General features: G+C 74.7%; 12 protein-coding genes. 7 read left to right on the plus strand and 5 right to left on the minus strand.

Features of this window, described 5'->3' with window-relative positions; genetic code table 11:
• Positions 1 to 3: 3 nt before the first annotated feature.
• On the minus strand, positions 4 to 1,293 hold the full coding sequence (locus WME96_RS08925; protein ID WP_437289727.1) for a citrate synthase family protein: 1,290 nt from the start codon (positions 1,291 to 1,293) through the stop codon (positions 4 to 6).
• A gap of 275 nt (positions 1,294 to 1,568) precedes the next feature.
• On the opposite strand from WME96_RS08925, the gene WME96_RS08930 reads away from it, so the two are divergent.
• From WME96_RS08930 to dnaE, 4 genes are all read left to right on the plus strand, one after another.
• Positions 1,569 to 2,753 (plus strand): citrate synthase, encoded by a 1,185-nt coding sequence (locus WME96_RS08930; protein WP_437289728.1) that lies wholly within the window; start codon positions 1,569 to 1,571, stop codon positions 2,751 to 2,753.
• A gap of 337 nt (positions 2,754 to 3,090) precedes the next feature.
• Positions 3,091 to 3,885 (plus strand): recombinase A, encoded by a 795-nt coding sequence (locus WME96_RS08935; protein ID WP_437289729.1) that lies wholly within the window; start codon positions 3,091 to 3,093, stop codon positions 3,883 to 3,885.
• 13 nt (positions 3,886 to 3,898) lie between these two features.
• The gene (locus WME96_RS08940; protein WP_437289730.1) at positions 3,899 to 5,779 is read left to right on the plus strand and encodes a DinB/UmuC family translesion DNA polymerase; all 1,881 of its coding nucleotides are present in this window, start codon (positions 3,899 to 3,901) and stop codon (positions 5,777 to 5,779) included.
• Positions 5,776 to 9,123, plus strand: coding sequence for a DNA polymerase III subunit alpha (dnaE, locus tag WME96_RS08945; protein ID WP_437289731.1), 3,348 nt, complete (start codon positions 5,776 to 5,778; stop codon positions 9,121 to 9,123). Before WME96_RS08940 ends, dnaE begins: the two co-directional genes overlap by 4 nt.
• Before the next feature lie 132 nt (positions 9,124 to 9,255).
• On the opposite strand, the gene WME96_RS08950 is transcribed toward dnaE, so the two are convergent.
• The 3 genes from WME96_RS08950 to smc all read right to left on the minus strand — a co-directional run bounded on the left by WME96_RS08950 (position 9,256) and on the right by smc (position 15,232).
• Positions 9,256 to 10,911 carry a hybrid sensor histidine kinase/response regulator gene (locus tag WME96_RS08950; protein WP_437289732.1) on the minus strand — a complete coding sequence of 552 codons (1,656 nt, stop codon included), beginning with the start codon at positions 10,909 to 10,911 and terminating at the stop codon, positions 9,256 to 9,258.
• 137 nt (positions 10,912 to 11,048) lie between these two features.
• Positions 11,049 to 11,630 carry a hypothetical protein gene (locus tag WME96_RS08955; protein ID WP_437289733.1) on the minus strand — a complete coding sequence of 194 codons (582 nt, stop codon included), beginning with the start codon at positions 11,628 to 11,630 and terminating at the stop codon, positions 11,049 to 11,051.
• Positions 11,627 to 15,232, minus strand: a complete 3,606-nt coding sequence (gene smc / locus WME96_RS08960) for a chromosome segregation protein SMC (protein WP_437289734.1) — start codon at positions 15,230 to 15,232, stop codon at positions 11,627 to 11,629. The genes WME96_RS08955 and smc overlap by 4 nt, the downstream gene beginning before the upstream one ends.
• 290 nt (positions 15,233 to 15,522) lie before the next feature.
• On the opposite strand from smc, the gene WME96_RS08965 reads away from it, so the two are divergent.
• From WME96_RS08965 to WME96_RS08975, 3 genes are all read left to right on the plus strand, one after another.
• Positions 15,523 to 15,858 carry an FmdB family zinc ribbon protein gene (locus WME96_RS08965; RefSeq protein WP_437289735.1) on the plus strand — a complete coding sequence of 112 codons (336 nt, stop codon included), beginning with the start codon at positions 15,523 to 15,525 and terminating at the stop codon, positions 15,856 to 15,858.
• A gap of 132 nt (positions 15,859 to 15,990) precedes the next feature.
• The gene (locus WME96_RS08970; protein WP_437289736.1) at positions 15,991 to 17,088 is read left to right on the plus strand and encodes a bifunctional chorismate mutase/prephenate dehydratase; all 1,098 of its coding nucleotides are present in this window, start codon (positions 15,991 to 15,993) and stop codon (positions 17,086 to 17,088) included.
• Positions 17,085 to 18,125, plus strand: a complete 1,041-nt coding sequence (locus tag WME96_RS08975) for a hypothetical protein (protein ID WP_437289737.1) — start codon at positions 17,085 to 17,087, stop codon at positions 18,123 to 18,125. Before WME96_RS08970 ends, WME96_RS08975 begins: the two co-directional genes overlap by 4 nt.
• 1 nt (position 18,126) lies before the next feature.
• Here WME96_RS08975 and WME96_RS08980 read toward each other — a convergent pair whose 3' ends face one another.
• Positions 18,127 to 20,850 carry an ATP-dependent RNA helicase gene (locus tag WME96_RS08980; RefSeq protein WP_437289738.1) on the minus strand — a complete coding sequence of 908 codons (2,724 nt, stop codon included), beginning with the start codon at positions 20,848 to 20,850 and terminating at the stop codon, positions 18,127 to 18,129.
• Positions 20,851 to 20,865 lie beyond the last annotated feature (15 nt).

Raw genomic sequence — 20,865 nt, forward strand, 5'->3', positions numbered from 1 at the left:
CGATCACGGGCCGGTGTACCGGGCCCGCGGCCGCAGCATGTAGCCCGCCTCCCGCTGCTCGAACGCGTGGGCGATCCACCCCGCGGCGCGCCCCACCGCGAAGAGCGCCGCCGCCGCGCCGGCCGGCAAGCCGAGCGCGGCCGCGATCGCGACGAGGCCCACGTCGAGCGACGGCGGATCGTGGCCGGCGTCGCGCAGCGCGTCGACCAGCGCGAGCACGGTGCGCAGCGCCGCGCTCTGCGGCGCGAGCGCGCGCGCCGTGTCGAGCAGCAGCTGGGCGCGGGGGTCGCCGTCCGGGTACAGCCGGTGGCCGAAGCCCGCGATGGGCTCGCCGCGGCGCAGCCGCTCGTGGACCGCGGCGGCGGCGCGCTCGGGTCGGCCCGCCTCGGCGACCAGCGCCTCCACCCGGTCGGCGGAGCCGCCGTGCCGCGGGCCGGAGAGCGCCGCGAGCCCCGCGCTGACGCAGGCGTAGAGGTCGGCGCCGGTGGAGGCGGCCACCCGGACCGCGAACGTCGAGGCGTTCAGCTCGTGATCGGCCGACACGAGGAGCGCCCGGTTCACGGCGCGCTCGGCCTTCTTCGACGGGTTTGCGCCGAGGGCGACGAGCAGGCGCCGCGCCGTCCCCTCGGCCTCGAGGGCGGCGGTCACCTTGCTCGCGTCGCGCCCCAGGCCCACGAGCGCCGCGGACGATCGCACGAGCGCGCGCGCCCGGGCCCGCTCCGCGTCGCTCGTGGGGATGCGCCCGTCGCCCGACGGCGCGCCCACGTGGCGGGTCGCGTCGTGCGCGCCGATCGCGGGCACCGCGAGCGCGAGCGCGGTGAACGGCGGCGCGCCTTCCGGCAGGAGCGCCGCGAGCTTCGCCGGCCGGACGCTCAGCCGGCCCGGCCGCGCGGCCGGCGCGCCCCCCGCGGGCAGCTCGCCGGTCCACAGGAGCTCGGCCACGTCCTCGAACGGCACGTCCGCGAGCGCCAGCGCGACCGCCTCCTTGCCCCGGTAGACGGGGCCGCGCGGCCCGATCGCGGTGAGCGCCGACTCGAGCACCGGCTCGCCCCACCGGAGCGCCTCGGCGGCGACGGGGCCGTGGCCCGCGCGCGCGTCGTGCCGCGCCTTGAGCCGCTCGATGTCCGCCCTGAGATAGAGCCGCGCGCGCCCTCGCCCGCCGGGCACGCCCCGGAGCACGCCCCGGCTCGCGTACGCGTAGAGCGTCTCCCGCTTCACGCCGAGCAGCTCCGCGGCCTCGGCGCCGGTCACGTACGCCGAGGGCCGCTGCTCCGGGCCAGGTAGATCAACCATGAGAGTCCATCAACGTCAGATCCATCCTGTCCACCATCGAGGCGCCGTGGGTCGAGGATCGCCGGACGACCTCTGTCCCTCCTAGCACCGCGCTCCTCGGTCCATCTCGGGATTTTTGGCGCGGCGCGCCCCTCGGCCGCTGTCCGAGGCGTCCCTCCGTTCCCCTCGACGTGAGCCCGGGAGGGGCTGGTCTCACGACCGCTTGCCGGGGGCGACCTCGACGCGCTGCGATAGCGTGCATGGTTGATTGTACAATCAAGATTGATCAACCATTCATGATGCCCAACATGTCCTCGGTGGAGGTGATCGGGATGAAGGACGTGGCGGCGCCGCTCGCGAGCGGCCTGGAGGGCGTGGTGGTGGCGGAGACGCGGCTCTCGGAGGTCGAGGGGGAGCGGGGGAGGCTCACCCTCGCCGGACATGACGTCGAGGCGCTGGCCGGCGACGGCGGGGTGACCTTCGAGGACGTGTGCGGGCTGCTCTGGGGCGGCGCGTTGCCCGCGGCGGCGGAGCGGGAGGCGCTCCGGGGAGCGCTCGGCGAGGGCAGGGTGCGGGCGTTCTCGCTCCTCGGCCGGCTCGGGGGCGCGCTGGAGGCGCGCGACGGCATGGACGCGCTCCGCGCCGCGGTCGCGCACCTCGGGAGCGACGCGCCACCGGCGGCGATCGCCGGGGCGATCGCGACGTTCGCGGCGGCGTGGGCGCGGCGCGCGGCGGGCGAGGCGCCGGTCGCGCCGGATCCGGCGCTCCGGCTCGCGGCCGACTACCTGCGGATGGCGCGGGGCGCGGCGGCGAGCGAGGCCGAGGCGCGCGAGCTCGACACGTACCTCGTGACGGTCTCGGACCACGGCATGAACGCGTCGACCTTCGCCGCGCGCGTGGTCACCTCGACGGGGTCGGACGCGATCTCGGCCGTGGTCGCCGCGATCGGCGCGCTGAAGGGGCCGCTCCACGGCGGCGCGCCGGGGCCGGTCCTCGACATGCTGGACGCGATCGGCGCGGCGGCGGGCGAGGGCGGCGCGCCGTCGCCCGGGAGCGCGGAGCGGTGGATCCAGGCGGAGCTCGCGGCGGGCCGGCGGATCATGGGCATGGGGCACCGCATCTACCGGGTGCGGGATCCACGGGCGGCGGTGCTCGAGCGGGCGATCGAGCGGCTCGCGCGGACGGCCGGCGGGGCGCGGGGAGCCCGGCTCGCGCTGGCGCGCGCGGTCGAGCGGGCAGCGGAGGCGGCGCTCCGCGCGCGGCACCCGGATCGGCCGCTGCGCGCGAACGTCGAGTTCTACACGGCGGTGCTGCTCGACGCGCTCGGGCTGCCGCGCGCGCTGTTCGCGCCGACCTTCGCGGTGGGCAGGTCCGCCGGCTGGTGCGCGCACATCGACGAGCAGCGGCGCGTGGGGCGGCTGATCCGGCCGAGCTCCCGCTACATCGGGGGCGTCCCCGTGGCGGCCGCTCCGCCGCGGTGACTGCGCAAAAGTCATGGCCGTCCTGGCCATTGGCCCCGCCGTCCTGGTGACGGCCTCGGCCGTCCTGGCCTGTCCCAGTGTCCTGGCGACGGCCCTCACCATCCACGTCAGGAGGATGCCGGTCCCAGGTCGACACGCAGCGGGGCGGACTTATTGAAGCATGGCCGAGTGCATTCCACTCAACCCCGTCGCCCTGCCATCCATTCCGAGCTCAGATCACCGGGAAGACCGTTCCTCCGCCCGCGAAAGGCGAAAGAAGAACGCGCCGCGCGCAGGTAGGACGTTGTTCGTCCGGCAAAGTTGGCAGCTCCGCGAGGGTACTGTTATCGTGTTCAGTATGTCGCCCGTCGCTCTTGCCGCTCCTCTCGCCCGGGACCTCCTGCGCCATACCCTCCCCGAGTTCGAAGCGCGCGCCAAGACGCTCCCGCTCACTTTACAGGAAATCAACGACGCGCTCCCGGAAGGGGGGCTCCCGCGCGGGGGCGTGGTCGAGCTCGCCGCGCCGCGGGGGCTCGGGCGGTCCACCTCGGTCGCCCTCTCCGCGTGCGCATCGGCGCAGGCGGAGGCCCGGCTGCGCGGGACGAGCGCGACGGCGGGGGCGTGGTGCGCCTGGATCGACCCGAGCGGCTCGCTGTTCGCGCCGGCGGTCGCGCGGGCGGGGGTCGACCTGAGCCGGCTGCTCGTGGCGCGGCCCCCCGTGGAGATGCTCGCGAAGGTCGCGGTCCGGATGGCGATGAGCCGGGCGTTCGCGGTGCTCGTGATCGACGTGGCCGGGGTCCCCGGGGCCTTCGGCCAGGGCGCGGCGAAGGGGGAGCGGGGCGCGCCCGCGGCGGGGCGCCGCGAGGAGGACCTCGCGCGCTGGGTCAACGTGGTGCGCAAGCTCGCCCTCGCGACCGAGGGGAGCGACGGGACGGTCCTGCTCCTCACCGACCGCCAGGCGGCGCGGCCGATGCCTTTGCCGGTGGCGATGCGGCTGGAGCTCGAGCAGGTCGCCGAGGACCGGCTGACGGTCCGCGTCGCCAAGGACCGCCGCGGGCGCGTGACCTCGCCGACGACGGTGGTGCTGGGATCGAAGGTGAAGGCCGAGCGGACGGCGGGCAGCGAGCCCCGGCCCGCCCTGTCGCGGGTGTGAGGGAGGAGGAGCGATGGCGGTGAGGCGCATTGTGGCGATCGTGCTCCCGCAGCTCGCGTGCGAGCTGGTGAAGCAGCGCGGACCGGTCTCGCCGAGCGGGAAGGCGCCGCTCGCGGTGATCATCGGGGGCGACGAGGAGCGCCGGGCGGCGCTCGCCGCGCGGTCCGAGCGCGAGCCGCCGGCGCCGGTGGCGGTGATCGACGTGGTCGACGACGAGGCGCGGCGGTACGGGGTGAGGCCGGGGCAGAAGGTCGTCGAGGCGGCGGCGCTGGTCGCGCACCTGGCGATCCACCGGGTGACGTTCGCCGAGATCGACGCGGCGCTCGGCCGGGTCGCCGAGGTGGCGCTCGGGCTCGGGGCGACGGCGTCGATCCAGCTCGGCGAGCAGGGCGCGACGCAGCGCGCCGGCGCGCCGAGGCCGTCGCGGGCGGGCCGCGCCGGAGAGCGCGCCGCGAGCGCGGCGCGGAGCCCCTGGGGCGACGGTCCGTACGACACGGTGTGGCTCGACATCACCGGGGCGTCGCACCTCGTCGGCGGCGAGGAGGCGCTGCTCGACGAGCTCGGCGAGCGCGTGGCGGCGCTCGGCCACCGGGCGCGGCTCGCGATCGCGGACGGGCCGCGGATCGCGCAGGCGCTCGCGCGGTTCGGCGCGCACGCGTCGGACGGCGGTCGCGGGGCCGAGGCCCCGATCGCGCCGCCCGGGAAGGGGGCGCAGGCGATCGGGCCGCTGCCGGTGCAGGCGCTCCCGGTCGAGCGCGAGGTGGCGAGCTTCCTCGTCCGGCTCGGCGTGCTCCGCGTCGAGGACCTCGCGCGCCTGCCGCGCGCGCAGGTGGCGGCGCGGCTCGGCCCGCGGACGACCGAGGTGATGGAGCTCCTCGCCGGCCGCGATCCCGTGCCGCTCCTCCCCTACGAGGTGCCCCGGCTGATCGAGGAGGAGGTGCTCTTCGACGAGCCGGTCGAGAACGCCGAGTCGCTCCTGTTCGTGCTGCGCGGCATGACGTCGCGGATCGCGTCGCGGCTCGCCGCGCGCGGCGAGGCGTGCGGGCGGCTCAACGTGGCGATCGCCTACGATCGCTCGATCGCGCGGCTCCGGCTCGGCGATCGCGAGGACGACGACGCCGCGCTCCTCGAGGACGACGAGCGCGGCCCCTCGCTGCGCTTCCACGTCGACATGCCGGTGCCCCTCTCGGACGCGGGCGACCTGCTCCGGCCCATCAAGGCGAAGCTCGAGCGGATCGAGCTCGCGGCGCCCGCGGTGGGCGTCCACCTCATCGCCTCCCGGATCGCGCGCGCCCGCCAGGTGCAGCTCGATCTGTCGCGCGACCGCTCGGTCGATCCCGACAGCCTGCCGGCGCTGCTGGCCGAGCTCTCGGCGGAGATCGGCGCCGAGCGGGTGGGCGTCCTGGAGATCGCCGACGCGCACCGCCCCGAGGCGCGCTCGCGGCTCGTGCCGGTCGAGGACGACGCGGCGATGGCGCGACCGTCCGCCGCGTCCCGCGCGCGCGGCGCGGCGGAGCGGTCCGCGGCGGAGCAGGCGGGGAGCGCGGAGGGCGCCGAGCAGCCGGCGCCGGAGCCCGCGCGGCTCCTCGCGCAGCCGATCCCGCTCGGCCGCGTGGGGCGCGGGGCGATCGTGGCGGTCGATCGCCACCTCTACGCGATCGAGCGGCTCTCCTTCGTGATGCGGATCGACGCGGTGGAGTGGTGGACGCCCACGCCGGCCTCGCGCGACTACGCGCGCGCCTGGCTGGTCTCTGGAGCGCCCTCCGGCAGGGCCCCGGGGCGGCTCGGTGAGCTTCGGCCCCGAGACGGCGCGAGCTCGAGCTCCTGCGGCGAGGCGTGGATCTACGTCGACCGCGCGACGGGAGAGGCCTTCCTGCAAGGGTGGTGCGCGTGAGCGCCGGCGCGTCGGTGCCGTTCGTGGAGCTCTGCGGCCGCTCCTGCTTCTCCTTCCTCGAGGGCGCCTCGCACCCCGAGGAGCTCGTGCACCGCGCCAAGGAGCTCGGCCTCGAGGGGCTCGCGCTCTGCGATCGCGACGGCATCTACGGCAGCGTCCGCGCGCACACGGCGGCGAAGAAGATCGAGCAGCGGGTGATCGTCGGGGCCGAGCTGACGATCGGCGCGCCGCGCGCGGCTGCCGAGCGCGCCGCGCCGCGCGCGCCGGAGGTCCAGCCGTCGGTGGTCCTGCTGGTCGAGGACAGCGAGGGCTACGCGAACCTCTGCCGCCTGCTCACGATCGCGCACGCCGATTGCGAGAAGGGGACGGCGAGCATCTCGGCGGAGGCGATCGCGGCGGCGCCGCGGGGCCTCACCGCGATCGTGCCGCTCGATCCGCTCGTGCCGGCGGCCGTCAGCGGCCCGCTGCTCGGCGCGCTGCGCGACGCGTTCGGCGAGCGCGCGCTCGTCGCGACCTGGAAGCACCTCGACCGCCGCGACGGCGAGCGGGTCGCGGCGGCGCTCGCGGCGGAGCGGCGCTACGGCGCCTGCGCGGTGGCGACCGCGCGCCCGCTCTACCACCACCCGTCGCGCAAGCCGCTCGCCGACGTGCTCACGTGCATCCGGACCAAGGCCACGCTCGATCAGGCCGGGACGCGGATCGCGCCGAACGCCGAGGCGTACGTGCGGTCCGGCGCGCAGATGGCGGCGCTGTTCCGCGATCATCCGGCGTGGATCGCGCGCACGGTGGAGGTCGCGTCCCGCTGCCGCTTCTCGCTGTCCGAGCTCCGCTACAGCTTCCCGAGCGACGCGCTCTGCATGCCGGGCGAGACGTCGGACCAGGCGCTGCGCCGCCTCACCGAGGAGGGCTGCCGCGACCGCTACCCCGCGGGGACGCCGCCCCAGGTGCGCGCGCAGATCGAGAAGGAGCTCGTCCTGATCGCGAAGCTCGGCGTGGCCCCCTACTTCCTCAGCGTGCAGCAGGTCGTGAAGATCGCCCGCGCGCGGCAGATCCTCTGCCAGGGCCGCGGGAGCGCGGCGAACAGCGCGGTGTGCTTCGCGCTCGGCGTGACCGCCGTCGACCCGGCCCGTTCCAACCTGCTCTTCGAGCGCTTCCTGTCGGAGGAGCGCAACGAGCCGCCGGACATCGACGTCGATTTCGAGCACGAGCGCCGGGAGGAGGTGATCCAGGCGATCTACGAGATGTACGGCCGCGACCGGGCGGCGATGGTCTCGGAGGTGATCGCCTACCGCGGGAAGAGCGCGCTCCGCGAGGTGGGCAAGGCGTTCGGCTTCTCGCCGGACCAGGTCGACAGGCTGAGCGGCCTCGTGCTCCACCACGAGGCGGACATCACCGAGCAGCGGGTGAGCGAGGCCGGCCTCGATCCGGACGACGTGCGCGTCCGGCAGGCGGTGATGATGGCGAGCGCGCTGGAGGGCTTCCCGCGCCACCTCTCGATCCACGTCGGCGGCTTCGTGCTGTCGTCGGAGCCGCTGCACAGGGTGGCCCCGGTCGAGCCCGCGCGGATGGAGGGCCGCACGGTGATCCCGTGGGACAAGGATGACCTCGACGATCTCGGCTTCTTCAAGATCGACGTCCTGGCGCTCGGCATGCTGACGGCGATCCGCAAGGCGCTCGCGTTGATCCATTCGGATCGGTACGCAGCGCTCGGGGGGCCGGTGGTCCACGCGGAGCGCGCGGAGCAGGACGGCGCGCCCGAGGGGGCCTCGGGTGATGCGGAGCGGGAGGCCGCGCCCGCGGTCGTCGCGGCCGACGCGGAGCGGGGCGGCTCGTCCGCGGGGCCGTGGGGCCACGCCGGCCGGGGCGCCGCGTTCGATCCGATCGCGGCGCTCGCGCAGATCCCGCCGGAGGACCCTGCGGTCTACGAGGCGATCGGCCGGGCCGACACGGTCGGGGTGTTCCAGATCGAGAGCCGCGCGCAGATGGCGATGCTTCCGCGGCTCAAGCCGAGCAAGTTCTACGATCTGGTGATCGAGGTGGCCATCGTGCGCCCCGGGCCCATCCAGGGCGGGATGGTGCACCCCTACCTGCGCCGGCGCACGGGGCAGGAGCCGCCGGTGTCGCCGCACCCGTGCCTGGACCCGATCCTGGAGCGGACGCTCGGCGTGCCGCTCTTCCAGGAGCAGGTGATGCAGATCGCCATGGTGGGCGCCGGCTACACGCCGGGCGAGGCCGATCAGCTCCGCCGCGACATGGCGGCGTGGAAGAAGCACGGGCGCCTCGAGCGGCACCGCGGGCGGCTCATCCAGGGCTTCGCCGAGCGCGGGATCTCGGCGAAGTTCGGGGAGATGCTCTACCAGCAGATCCAGGGCTTCGGCGAGTACGGCTTCCCGGAGTCGCACGCGGCGAGCTTCGCGCTGCTCGTGTATGCGTCGGCCTGGCTCAAGGTCCACCACCCGGCGGCGTTCACCTGCGCGCTGCTCAACGCCCAGCCCATGGGGTTCTACAGCCCGTCGGCGCTGGTGCAGGACGCGCAGCGGCACGGCGTGGAGGTGCGGCCGGTGTGCGTGGTGCAGAGCGCGTGGGACGCGGCCCTCGAGCCCGGCGCCGAGCCCTCGGCGGGCCCTGCGCTGCGGCTCGGCATGCGCCTCGTGAAGGGGCTCGGCGAGGCGGCCGTGGCGGCGATCGTGGCGGCGCGCGAGGACGCGCCGTTCAAGAGCCTCCCGGATCTCGTGCGGCGCGCGGAGCTGAAGAAGAACGAGGTGGAGGCGCTCGCCGAGGCGGGCGCCCTGGCGACGCTGGTGCCCGCGCGGCGGGAGGCGCTCTGGCGGGCGCGCGCGCCCCGCGTGGAGGGGCTCTTCGAGAACGTGCCGATCGAGAAGGACAGGGACGTGGGGCTCCCCCCGCTCAGGCCGCTGGAGCAGCTCGCGCTGGACTACGGGCGCGTGGGCCTGTCGCTGCACGACCACCCGATGCGGCACCTGCGGCCGGCGCTGAAGCGGCGCCGCGGAGGCGCGCGCGTGCGGACCGCCGAGGAGATCAAGGCGGCGCGCAACGGAGAGAGCGTGCGCGTCGCCGGGATGGTCGTCGGTCGCCAGCGCCCGGCGACGGCGAGCGGCGTGACGTTCGTGACGCTCGAGGACGAGACCGGCGTCGTCAACGTCATCGTCCAGAAGCAGGTCTTCGCGGATCACTACCATGTGGCGCGGCACGCCGCGCTCCTTCTCGTCGCCGGGCGGGTCGAGCGGCAGGGAGAGGTGATCCACGTGGTCGCGCGCGAGCTCGAGCGCCTGGAGCTGCCGAGCGGGCAAGACGTCGCGCTCAAGTCGCGCGACTATCACTGAGCGCTCTCGCCCTCGGAGGCGCAGGGCGCGGAGGACCTCGTCGAGGAGCGCGCGCGTCAGCGCGACGCGACGACCTCGTCGAGGAGCGCGCGCGTCAGCGCGACGCGACGACCTCGTCGAGGAGCGCGCGCGTCAGCGCGACGCGACGACCTCGTCGACCAGCGAGAGCAGCGTCGCCGCGTCGAACGGCTTCAGGAGCAGCCGGGCGTCGACCTGCTGCAGGAACGCCTTGCTGCGCTCGGTGAAGGCACCGCCGGTCAGGAACACGACCCGGCGCTGCTGCTCGGGCGCGAGCTCCGCGAGCGAAGCGTAAAAATCCATTCCCGTCATATCGGGCATCATGAGGTCGCACAGGATGGCGTCGTAGCGCTCACCGGCGCGGATCCGGGCGAGCGCGTCGCGGGCGCTCGCGGTCGCGGTCGTCTCGTGCCGTGGCTCGAGCGTGCCCGCGATCGCCCGCGTGAGCAGCGGCTCGTCGTCGATGATGAGGATCCGCTGCCGCGGTGCCGCCTGCAGCTCGGCCGGGGCGAGCCTGCCGCCCTCGCGCGACCAGCGCGGCGCGTCGTCGCCGGGCGCAGCCGGGGCGCGCGCCTCGCCGGTCCCGGCGGCGGGGAGGACGACGCGGAACGTGCTCCCCTCGCCGGGGCGGCTCTCCACCTCGATCTGCCCCCCGAGCGCCGTGACGATGGAGTGGCAGATCGCGAGCCCCAGCCCCAGCCCTTCGCCCTCTTCCTTGCTCGTGTAGAACGGATCGAAGATGCGCCCGAGCGCCTCGGAGGCGATCCCGGTCCCCGTGTCGCGCACCGCGACGACGACCTGCCCCGCAGCGTCGCAGCGCGTCGAGAGCTCGATCTCGTTCTGCTCGGCGAGCCCCTCGGGGATGGCCTGCGCGGCGTTCACGATGAGGTTCAGGAAGACCTGCGCGAGCCGCGGCTCGTTCGCCTCGACCGGCGGCACCTCGTCGAAGCTCCGGACGACGCGGGCGCGGTGCCGGATCTCGTTCATCGCCATGTGGACGCAGGACTCGAGCACCCGCCGGACATCGACCGGCCCTCGGCGGTCGTCCTCGGCGCGCGAGAAGGTGTGGAGGTCGCGCACGATGAGCCGCACGCGCTCCGCGCCCTCGCGCGCGTCCTCCAGGAGGTTCAGCACCTCGGAGAGCTCGCTCGACGGCGCGCGGCCGTCGACGTGAGCGCGCCCCCAGGGGCCGCTGCGCGAGGCGCTGCTCCGTCGATCGAGCGAGGCGATGCGCCGGATGGCCGCGTCGACGTTCGTGATGACGAAGGCGAGGGGGTTGTTGATCTCGTGGGCGACGCCTGCGGCCAGCGTGCCGACGCTCGCCATTCGGCCGGCGAGGACGAGGCGGGCCTGCGTCTGCGCGAGCGCGTGGCGCGCGGCGGCCTCGCGCGCGGCGCGCGCGCGGGCGACGCGGAGCCGCGCCCGAGCGCCCGCGCCGTCCCCGTCGACGCCCACGAGCAGGACGTCGCTCGCGCCCGCCGCCAGGATGCCTTCGACGTCCGCGTCGCGCTCGGTGAGCGCGAGGACGATCACCGCCTCGCCGCCGGGCTGCGCCCGCACGCGGCCGCAGAGCGCCGCGGCGCCGGCCGGGTCGCTCCAGTCGATGGCGAGCACCGGCGGCGGCTCGCGCAGGCACTGCTCGAGCGCGCGCTCCGGGTCCGAGGTGACGCCCACGTCCGGTACATGGCGTCGGATGAGCGCCTCGAGTCGCTCGCTCGCCGCGGCGCGCCCGCGGAGGAGCAGGATAGCGGCCGATTCCGCGCAGCCCATCGACGTCCTCTCAACGTGGGTTCGCAGCCTCTTTACCGCATCTCCACCCCGGCGTGCAGGCAGGTGATCCGTCGCCGCGCGAATGCCCCGCGCCTCGCCGCGTCGCCGGCCTCGCCAGCCGCTCGCCCGTCGCGCGGCTAGCGCGGGCTCGCCGTCGCGTCGTCGTCCGGATCGCCGTCGTCGGCGACCCTCGACGCGTCGTCCGTGAGCGGCGGGTACAGGCTCTCGACGAGCGCCGCGGAGACCCGCTCCCCAAGGCGCGCGTCCATCTGCGCCATCGCCTCGCGGAGCCGGTCGATCTCCGCCGACAGGGCCTCCTTGAGCGGTCGGCGCTGCGTCTCCTCCATCCCGGCGAGCTCCGTCAGCGCCTCCCCGAGGCGTTCGCGCGCCGCCTCGGCCGCGCCGCCTGCGTCGTCCGCGTCGGCCTCCCGGACCAGGTGCTCCGCGACGCGCACGTGCCCGCGGTAGCGCACCCGCGTCCGCTCGAGGAAATCCCGGTACGGCTTCACCGCCCCGCTGAGCGCCTGCACGGACGCCGCGAGCGCGCGCGCCTCGCCGCGGAGCGCCTCGCGATCGGCGTCGGCGAGCGCCGGGTTGCGCTCGACGTGCGCCTCGAGCGTGGCCAGCACCTCGCGGGCCCAGCGGAGGTGCCGCAACCCCGAGGCGCCGCGGGACAGACGCCGCCTGGCCGCCCGCTCCGCGCCCGATCCGGCGCTCACGCCACCGCCGCCGCCGGCGCCGCCTCGCGCTCCGGGCGCTTCGCCGTCTCGTTGATCCGCACGCTCACGAGCTTCGAGACGCCGGGCTCCTGCATCGTCACGCCGTAGAGCACGTCGACCGACTGCATCGTGCGCTTGATGTGCGTGATCAGGATGAACTGCGAGTGGCTCGTCATGCTCCGGATCGCCTCGTTGTAGCGCGCCACGTTCGCCTCATCGAGCGGCGCGTCGACCTCGTCGAGGATGCAGAACGGCGACGGCTTGAACTGGAAGATCGCGAAGATGAGCGACACGGCGGTGAGGGCCTTCTCGCCGCCGCTCATGAGCTCGATGTTCCCGAGCTTCTTGCCCGGCGGCTGCGCCAGGATCTCGATCCCCGTCTCCAGCATGTCATCGGGGTTGGTCAGCCTGAGCTCGGCCTGACCGCCGCGGAACATCTTCGGGAACAGCGCCTTGAAGCGCGCGTTGATGCCGTCGTACGTCGTCTTGAAGAGCCGCTTCGACTCGCGGTTCATCTGGGCGATCGCCTTCTCGAGGTCGTCGAGCGCCTTCTCGAGGTCGGCCTTCTGGCCCGAGTAGTACGTGTACCGCTCCTCGGCCTCGGCGTGCTCGCGCACGGCGTCCAGGTTGACGGGGCCCATGCGGTCGAGCAGCTCCGTCAGCTCCTGGATGCGCGCGCGGTGCGAGGCGTCGACCGGCGGCCGCTTGTGGTAGTCGCCGACCACGCGGGCGAGCTCCAGCCCGCGGAAGCGCTCGCGCACCCCCTCGATGAGGTGGTTGTGCTCGACCCGCAGCCGCTCCAGCGCGAGCTCGTGCTTGCGGAGCTGCTCCGTCACCTCGGCGAGCTCCTGGCGCAGCCCGCGCAGGTCGGCCTCGCGCCCCGCGTGCGCCTGCCGCGCCTCGTCCAGCGCGCGCCGCGCCTCGGTCAGCGTGGCCTGCGCCGCGTGCGCCTCGGCGACGGCGCGGACGAGCGCCTCACGCGCGATCACGATCGTGGCCGCGGCCTTCCCGGCGCCGACCGCGCTCTCGGTCCGCTCCTGATCGAGCCGGGCGATGCGGCCGCGGAGCTCGTTGCACGACCGCGCGAGCCGCTCGACCGTGCCCCGCGCCGCCGCCGCGCGCTCGCGCACGCGCGCGAGCTTCACCTTGCGCTCGGTCACGACCGACTGCTGCCCGAGCACCCGCTCGCGCCACTCGGCCGCGACCTGCTCGGCGTGCTCGAGGCCCGCCGCCGCCGCCTCGCGCGCCGCGCGCCCGGCCGCGAGCTTGTCCCGCGCCGCCTGCTGCTCGCTCCCGCCGGCGTCGAGGTTGTCGGCGAGGTCCTCGAGCTCGGAGCGCACCACGCCCTCGCGCTTCTGCGCCGCGGCGAGCTGCTCCTCCGCGCGGCGCAGGTCCTTCTCGGCCGTCACGAGCGCGAGCTCCCCCTCGTGCGCCTCGCTGCGCGCCCGCTCCAGCGCCGTCCCCACCTCGGCGATCCGCAGGCGGAGCTTCTGCTGCGCGTCGAGCAGCGCCGTCACCTCCTCCGACTTGGCCGCGACGAACTCGTGCAGCGCGCGCATCTCGCGCTTCTGCTCGATCATGCCCGCCGCGACCGCGTCGCCCGAGCCGCCGCTCACCACGCCGTCCTCGCGGACGACCGTGCCGTCGAGCGCCACGAGCGTGCACCCCGCGCCCTCCGCAGCGAGCCGCGCCGCTACCGCGGCCGACTCGACGACCACCGCGTCCCCCACGAGCGCCCGCGCCAGCGCCTCGTCCTCCGGCGCGAACACGAGCCGGTCCACGAGCGGCCCGAGCACGCCCTCGCCGCGCGGCGGCCGCCGCGCGGCGCCGGCCACGAACGCCGGCCGCGCCGCGATCACGCTGGCCCGCCCGCGGTTGTTCTTCGACAGATCCGCGAGCAGCGCGATCCCGCGCTCGACGTCGCTCACCACCGCGCACTGCAGCCGGTCCCCGAGCAGCCCCGCGAACGCCGCGGTCAGATCGGCCGGCGCCTCGATCCGGTCGGCCACGAGCCCGAGCAGCGCCGGGTCCTTCGTCTTGAGGAGGTTCTTCACCCCGGCGCCCACGCCCTCCAGCCGGGCGTGCAGCTCCTCGAGGGCGCGGAGCCGGTTGCGCCGCTGCCCGAGCTCGTTCTTCGCGTGCTCCACGGTGCGGTCGCTCGCGACCGCCTGCTCCCGCAGCGCCTTCATCTCGGCGTCGAGCCGCGTCCGCTCCTCCGCGGAGATCCGCTTCCCGTCCGCGAGCTCCGCCACGTTCCGCGTCAGGGACGAGCGCCGCCGCTCGAGCTCCTCGGACTCGTACATCAGCCGCCCGAGCTCGTCCTCCAGCTTCGCCCGCCGCTGGCTCATCTCGGTCATGCGCCTGTCGAACCCGGCGAGCGACGCCTCGGCGGCCGCGACCGCCGCGGTGGCCTCGCCGGCCCGCCGCCTCAGCGCCGCGACCTCGTGCTCGGCCGTGCGCTCTCCGTGGCGCAGCTCCTCGAGCCGCTCGTGCTGCTCGAGCGCGAGCTCGCTCTCCCGCGCCTCCTCTTCCTCGACGCCGGCGAGCTGCGCCTCGAGCTGCGCCTTCTCGTTCGTGAGCTCGTCGACCGTCTTCTCGAGCTCGCCCTGCTCCTTGGCCGCGGTGACGAGCCGCTCTTCCAGGTGCCGCAGGCGGTCGCGCGCCCGCGCGATCTCCGCCTCGTGGGTGCGCACCTGGTTGTCGGCCGCGAACGCCTCGTTCTGCGCCTTCTCGGCCCGCTCCTCGCAGGCGAGGGCCTCGAGCCGGGTGACCTCGATCTCCGCCTCGCGCGCGGCGAGCGCCGTCTGCGCCACCTGCGCGCGCTCGGCGTGCTCGGCCCTGCCGATCGACTCGCGCTGCGTGAGCACCGTGATCTCGAGGAGCTTGTGCGACGCCTCGTGGAGCACGAGGTCCTCCAGCTCCTTGCGGTAGTTCACGTACCGCTCGGCCTTGGCCGCCTGGCGCTTCAGGGACGCGAGGTTCCGCTGGATCTCGGAGACGATGTCCCCCACGCGGAGCAGGTTCTGCCGCGTCTGGTCCATCTTCTGCTCGGCCTGCTTCTTCCTGGCCTTGTACTTCGTGATGCCGGCGGCCTCCTCGATGAGCATCCGCCGGTCCTCCGGCCGCGCCGAGACGATGAGCCCGATCTTGCCCTGCTCGACGATGGAGTAGGCCTTCGTGCCGACGCCGGTGCCGAGGAACAGGTCGGTCACGTCCTTGAGCCGGACCTGGGTCTTGTTGATGAGGTACTCGCTCGTCCCGTCGCGGAAGAGCCGCCGCGTCACCGCGATCTCCGCGTAGTCCCGGTACTCGAGCGGGAGCTGCGACGCCGCCGTGGGCTCGCTGTTGTCGAAGGTGAGCGTCACCTCGGCCATCCCGTGCTGGGCGCGGGTCTCGGAGCCGTTGAAGATGACGTCCGACATCGACTTACCGCGGAGGTGCTTCGCGCTCTGCTCGCCGATGGCCCACCGGATCGCGTCGACGATGTTCGACTTGCCGCAGCCGTTCGGACCGACGATGCCCACCACGTCGGTGTCGAAATGGACCACCGTCCGGTCGACGAACGACTTGAACCCGCTGATCTCGAGCTTCCGAATGCGCATGACGTCCCCGGGACCGGCCAGGCGAGCTTAAACGTATCGTCACAGCACGCCACGTACCGTCACGACTGGTATCCCCCGGGGTCTACGTGCGCTGGCGTCGCGCGGCAAGACCGGAAACCCGTCTCCTCACGCGAACATCGGGGACCAGGTCTTGCGTGACGCGACAGCGAGGCGACGCGCGTCGATCGAAACGAGCGATGTCCGCGGCGCAACGCGCCCTCCTGGCAGCCGCCTTGACAGGTGGCTAACGTGGCCATATCCCTCGCGTTGTTTCGAGGAGTAGAAACGCCATGCCCACTTACGAATACGCCTGCACATCCTGCGCGCATGAATGGGAGGCCGAGCAGTCCATCAAGGAGGCTCCGCTGACGGAGTGCCCGTCGTGTCACGGCGCGACGGCCCGGCGGCAGATCTCGCGCGGCACGGGCTTCATCCTCAAGGGCGGCGGCTGGTACTCCGACCTCTACGCCTCCGGCTCGAACAAGCCGCCCGCGAAGTCGGACGGCGGGTCGGGCAGCTCGTCGGGGTCGGAGGGGACGAGCTCCGACGCCGGATCGAGCGGCTCCTCGTCGACGAGCAGCACCAAGAGCGACTCCAGCGCGTCGTCCGCCTCCGCGGCGGCCTGACGCCGTCTCGGCGATCGGCGACGGCGGTGTAGACATCCCTGCGCGGCGCGGCGCCGTGCGGGGAGAGCCCTGCGCTCGCGCCGGGAGTGCTGCGTGTCCACCTGTGCCGGGGGCGGTGCTAGGGTGGCCGGGATGGATGAGAGAAAGCGACTTGAGGAGCTCCGCCGGCAGCTCACGGAGCTGGATCAAGAAATCCTGCGAAGCGTCGAGCGCCGCGCGCGCATCGCGCACGAGCTGGCCAAGCTGAGGACGGGCACGGCGCGGTTCGCCCCCACGGCCGACGCCGCCCACATCCAGGCGCTCGAGCGTGCCGTGACGCCGCCGTTCCCGCTCCGCGCCGTCCGGCCGATCTTCGTCGCCATCGACGCGGCCTCGCGCGCGTACGAGCTCGCTCCCCGGGTCGCGTACCTGGGCGCCGAGGGCGACTACGGCTGGACCGCGGCGCACGATCACTTCGGCGTCGGCGGCGAGTTCGTCCGCGCGGACAGCGCCGTCGCGGCCATCGAGGAGGTCGCGCGCTCGCGCGCGGACTTCGCCGTGGTCCCGTACGAGTCGTTCAAGGAAGGGCCGATCTTCCCGACCATCCAGGCGATCGGCGGCGCCGATCTCAAGGTCGTCGGCGAGCGCCAGCTCGCGCAGGCGCTCGACCTCGTGAACCGGAGCGGCAACCTCGCCGACGTCGAGCGGGTCTACTGCTCGCCGCAGGACCACGTGGCCTGCGTGAACTACCTCGAGCTCCAGCACCCGCGCGCCCTGGTGCTCGACGTGCGGTGCCCTCAGGTCGCCTGGGATCTCGCGGCCGAGAACGAGGGCAGCGCCGCCATCGTCCCCCGCGGCTTCACCGGCGGGCAGGAGCTCCGCGTCGCCCGCGAGAACGTCGGCGACGAGGGGGAGCTCCGGATCCGCTACGCGGTGCTCTCGCGGCTCCCCGCGCCGCGCTCGGGCCACGACGCCACGGCGGTCCTCTTCAGCGTCCACGACCGGCCCGGCGCGCTCCACGACATCCTCCAGCACTTCAAGGAGCGGAGCTGCAACCTCCGGCGCGTCCACTCCCGCCCCGTCCCCGGTGAGGGCTGGGACTATGTCTTCTACGTCGAGGTCAGCGGCCACACGACGGATCGCGCGCTCGTCGCGGCGCTCGAGGGCGTGAAGCGCGAGACCAAGATGCTGAAGATCATCGGCTCCTTCCCCCTGGAGCGCCCCGACCCGCCGCACGAGCGCGCTGGATGACGATCGAGATGATGCGGATGCTGCTGCATTCCAGGGGCGCTGTCGCCCGGCGCTGCGCGGTGGGCGCGATCGCGATCGCGGCGCTCGCTGGTACATCGACGCTCGTCAGCTGCGGCGGCGCGGACGACAGCCTCGCCCTGGTGGGCGGAGAGAAGATCGACGCGACCGCGATCGATCGCGACCCCCTGGCCGTCCTGCCGAGCGGCGCGGTGATGCTCGGCTACCTCGACGCGGCCGCGCTGTTCGCCTCCGGCCTGGGGGCCGAGGTCAACCAGATCGTCGCGAGCCTGCTCCCGCTCGGTCCGGAGTCGAACTTCGTCCCCTCGCGCGACGTCGTGAAGGTCTATGGCGGCCTGTACGCGATGCAGGGCGCCGACTTCTGTGCGGTCATGCAGGGCACCTTCGACGTCGACGCGATCCGCCGCGCCGCCGATGCCCGGACCGTGACCGTCATCGGCGCGCCGCTCGTGAAGACGCGCTACGCCGACAACGACCTCTTCACTGCCGGCAACGTCGGCTTCGTCGTGCTGACGCCGCACACGATCCTCACGGGCAACGAGACCGGCATGCGTCGGGCCCTCGACCGGCTCCGCTTCAGCAAGCTGCAGCGCTCCGTGCCGTCGTGGATGGTCGAGCTCCTGAACACGAAGAACGCGTCGTTCGCCGTGGCCGGCGATCTCACGAGCCAGCCCGCGGTCGCGTCCGCGGCAGGGCAGCTCCCGTTCCTCTCGGGCCTCCAGTACGTGCGCGTCATCGGCAATTTCCAGCCGCCTGGCGTCAACTTCGCCGGCGCGCTCACGTACACGGACCCGCAGAGCGCCGCGAACGGCGCCGTCGCGCTCCGCAACCTCGAGCAGATCGCCCGGATCGCGACCCTGCTCTCGTCGTGGGGCTTCGGCTACGGCTCCGTTCCCCCGATGCAGGTGGCGCAGCGCGAGAGCGACGTCGCGTTCACGCTGCCGCTCGGCGAGGGGATCGTGCGCATGCTCCTCCGCACCGCCGCCGAGACGGCGAGGAGCGCGGCGCTCGTGCGCTGACTCAGGTCTTGCGAGGGGCCCCGCGCGTGGGCGGCGCGGCGCGCGCGGGGTCGTCCGGCCACGCGTGCTTCGGGTAGCGGCGACGGAGCTCCTTGGCGATCGCCGGATAATGACGCGCCCAGAACCCGGACAGGTCGGTCGTGACCTGCACGGGGCGCTGGTTCGGCGCGCACAGGTGCAGCACCACGGGCACCCGCCCGCCGGCGACGCGCGGCCCCTCCGCCATGCCGAAGAAGTCCTGCAGCCGGGACGCGAGCGACGGCGGCGCGTCCGCCGTGTACTCGAGGCGCGCCCGCCGGCCGCCGGGCAGGACGATCGACTCGGGGGCGAGCTCGGCGAGCGCGCGCGCCTGCGCGGGGCTCAACGACCCATGCACGGCGCCCGCCAGGTCCGCGTCGCGGAGCTCGGCGAAGCTCTTCCGACCGGCGCAGAGCGCGTCGAGCGCGGCGAGCACCGCGTCCTCGCCGACGTCGGGCAGCCTGGCGTCCGGGCAGTGCGCGCGGACGAACGCGACCCGCAGGAGCCAGCCCTCGAGCGCGTCGCCCTTCACGAACGCCCGCCACCCCTTCGCCCTCGCCTGCGCGGCGAGCTCGCGGGCCGCCGCCTCCGACAGCGGACCGCCCGCGCCCGTGGTCGGCCGCGCCTCGTCGAGCACCAGGGCGTCGTACGAGAGCCGGCGCACGACCTCGACGCGCTCCGCGGCGGCGTTCCACGTCGCCTCCGTCGTGTCGCGGATCGCGTCCGTGAAGAGGTCGAGCAGCCAGTCGGCCTCGATCGCGCTCGCCGCCCGGACGATCGTGCGCGCCGAGCGCCCCTCGCTGCGCTCCTCGATGTCGACGGCGACCACGAGGTCGACGTCCTCGATCACGCTCGCCTCGGAGAGCGCGGCCGTCCCGCCGGCGGCGAGCACGACCTCTCGCCCGCTCCGCCCCGAGGCGTTCGCCGGGCGGCGGAGGCGCCCCACCCGGTCGGGGTAGCCGGCGAGGATCGCGATGCGCTGCGCGACCTCGCGCGCCTCCGCGGTCTCCGGCGGCGCCGCGCTCCGGTGGTCGGCGAGCCGCGAGAGCTGCTTGCGCGTCCGCTCCACCGCGAGCGCGCGCGCCGGGTCGATGCCGAGCCACCGCAGCCGGTCTGCCGCGAAGCGCGCGCGATCGGCCTCGTCGAACGTCTGCAGCGCGGCGAGCAGATCGGAGCTGTGCCGCGCGTCGCTCCGCCGCCCGTGGCCGTCCCGCGGGCCCGCCGGCGCGCCGAGGTCGCGCTCCGCGACGAGCGCCGCGAGGGTGCACCCGTCGTCGGCGATGCCGCGCCGCTCGGCCTCGACGATCATCCGCGCCTGCCGCGGGTGCGCCGGGAAGCGCAGCATCCGCCGCCCCGTCGGCGTCACGCGCCGCCCCTCGTCGAGCGCGCCGAGCCGCACGAGCAGCGCCTCGGCCGCGGCGAGCGCAGCGGCAGGCGGCGCCTCCAGCCACCCGAAGCCCGCGAGATCCGTGACGCCCGCGGCGCATAGCTCGAGCACCGTCTCCGCGAGGTCGAGCCGGCGGATCTCGGGCGCCTCGTGCTCTGGCCGCGCGGTGAGATCTCCGCGCGTGTAGAGCCGGAGGCAGCGGCCGGGTCGCGTGCGCCCGGCGCGCCCCGCGCGCTGCGCCGCGGCGGCGCGGGCGATCGGCGCGACGCGGAGCGTCGGCAAGCCCGACCAGGGAGCGTGCGCGGCCACGCGCGCGAGGCCGCTGTCGACGACCGCGACGACGCCGTCGATGGTGACGGAGGTCTCCGCCACGTTGGTCGAGAGGATGACCTTGCGCCGATCGGCGGGGCGCACGGCGCGGTCCTGCTCCGCCGGCGACAGCGATCCGTGGAGCGGCAGGAGCAGGAGGTCCTCGCTCTTCGCGAGGGCCGCGCACGCCTCCATCGACCGCCGGATCTCCGCGGAACCCGGCAGGAACACCAGCACGTCGCCGTCGAGCCCATCCTCGATGAGCTGCCGCACCGACGAGGCGACGAGGCTCTCGAGCGTCCGGTCGCCCCAGTGCGCCGGCGCGCGGCGATCGCCGGCGGCGTGCGTCGACGCGCTCACCCGGGCCGCCGGCAGGTACTCGATCGCGACGTCGAACATCCGCCCCTCGGCGCGCAGGATCGGGGCCGGCGCAGCCTCGGTCGCCGGCGCGCCGCGCTCGCCTCCTGCCTCGCTCGCCACAGCGTCCTGCGCGGCCGGCCCGCCGAGGAACGCCGCGATCGGCCCGGCCTCGAGCGTGGCGGACATCACGACGAGGCGGAGATCGGGCCGCGCGCCGCGCTGCAGGCGCCGGAGCAGCGCGAGCGCGACGTCGCCCGTGAGGTGCCGCTCGTGGAACTCGTCGAGCACCACGGCGCTGACGCCCCGGAGCTCGCGATCGACAAGGAGCCGCCGCGTCAGCACGCCCTCGGTCACGAACCGGATCCGCGTGGCCGGACCGGCGGCCTCCTCGAAGCGCATCGTGTAGCCCACGGTCTCGCCGACGCGCTCACCGAGCTCTTCCGCGACGCGGCGCGCGGACAGGCGCGCCGCGAGCCGCCGCGGCTCGAGCACCAGGATCTCGCCGCGCTCGGCGAAGCCCGCGTCGAGCAGGGCGCGGGGCACGCGCGTCGTCTTGCCCGCGCCGGGCGGCGCCTCGAGCACCACGCTCGGGCGCGCGCGCAGGGTGGCGCAGAGATCGGGGAGGAGCGGATCGATCGGCAGCGGCTGCATGGCTTCGGTGCTCTA

Origin of the sequence: Sorangium sp. So ce406 (genome assembly GCF_051474675.1) — a bacterium.
GTDB classification, from domain to species: domain Bacteria; phylum Myxococcota_A; class Polyangia; order Polyangiales; family Polyangiaceae; genus Sorangium; species Sorangium cellulosum_G.

Bases quoted from the DNA above. Each gene is read 5' to 3' on its own strand.
- WME96_RS08925 (WP_437289727.1), bottom strand. From the start codon at position 1,293: ATGGTTGATCTACCTGGCCCGGAGCAGCGGCCCTCGGCGTACGTGACC.
- WME96_RS08930 (WP_437289728.1), top strand. From the start codon at position 1,569: ATGATGCCCAACATGTCCTCGGTGGAGGTGATCGGGATGAAGGACGTG.
- WME96_RS08935 (WP_437289729.1), top strand. From the start codon at position 3,091: ATGTCGCCCGTCGCTCTTGCCGCTCCTCTCGCCCGGGACCTCCTGCGC.
- WME96_RS08940 (WP_437289730.1), top strand. From the start codon at position 3,899: ATGGCGGTGAGGCGCATTGTGGCGATCGTGCTCCCGCAGCTCGCGTGC.
- WME96_RS08950 (WP_437289732.1), bottom strand. From the start codon at position 10,911: ATGGGCTGCGCGGAATCGGCCGCTATCCTGCTCCTCCGCGGGCGCGCC.
- smc (WP_437289734.1), bottom strand. From the start codon at position 15,232: ATGCGCATTCGGAAGCTCGAGATCAGCGGGTTCAAGTCGTTCGTCGAC.
- WME96_RS08965 (WP_437289735.1), top strand. From the start codon at position 15,523: ATGCCCACTTACGAATACGCCTGCACATCCTGCGCGCATGAATGGGAG.
- WME96_RS08970 (WP_437289736.1), top strand. From the start codon at position 15,991: ATGGATGAGAGAAAGCGACTTGAGGAGCTCCGCCGGCAGCTCACGGAG.
- WME96_RS08975 (WP_437289737.1), top strand. From the start codon at position 17,085: ATGACGATCGAGATGATGCGGATGCTGCTGCATTCCAGGGGCGCTGTC.
- WME96_RS08980 (WP_437289738.1), bottom strand. From the start codon at position 20,850: ATGCAGCCGCTGCCGATCGATCCGCTCCTCCCCGATCTCTGCGCCACC.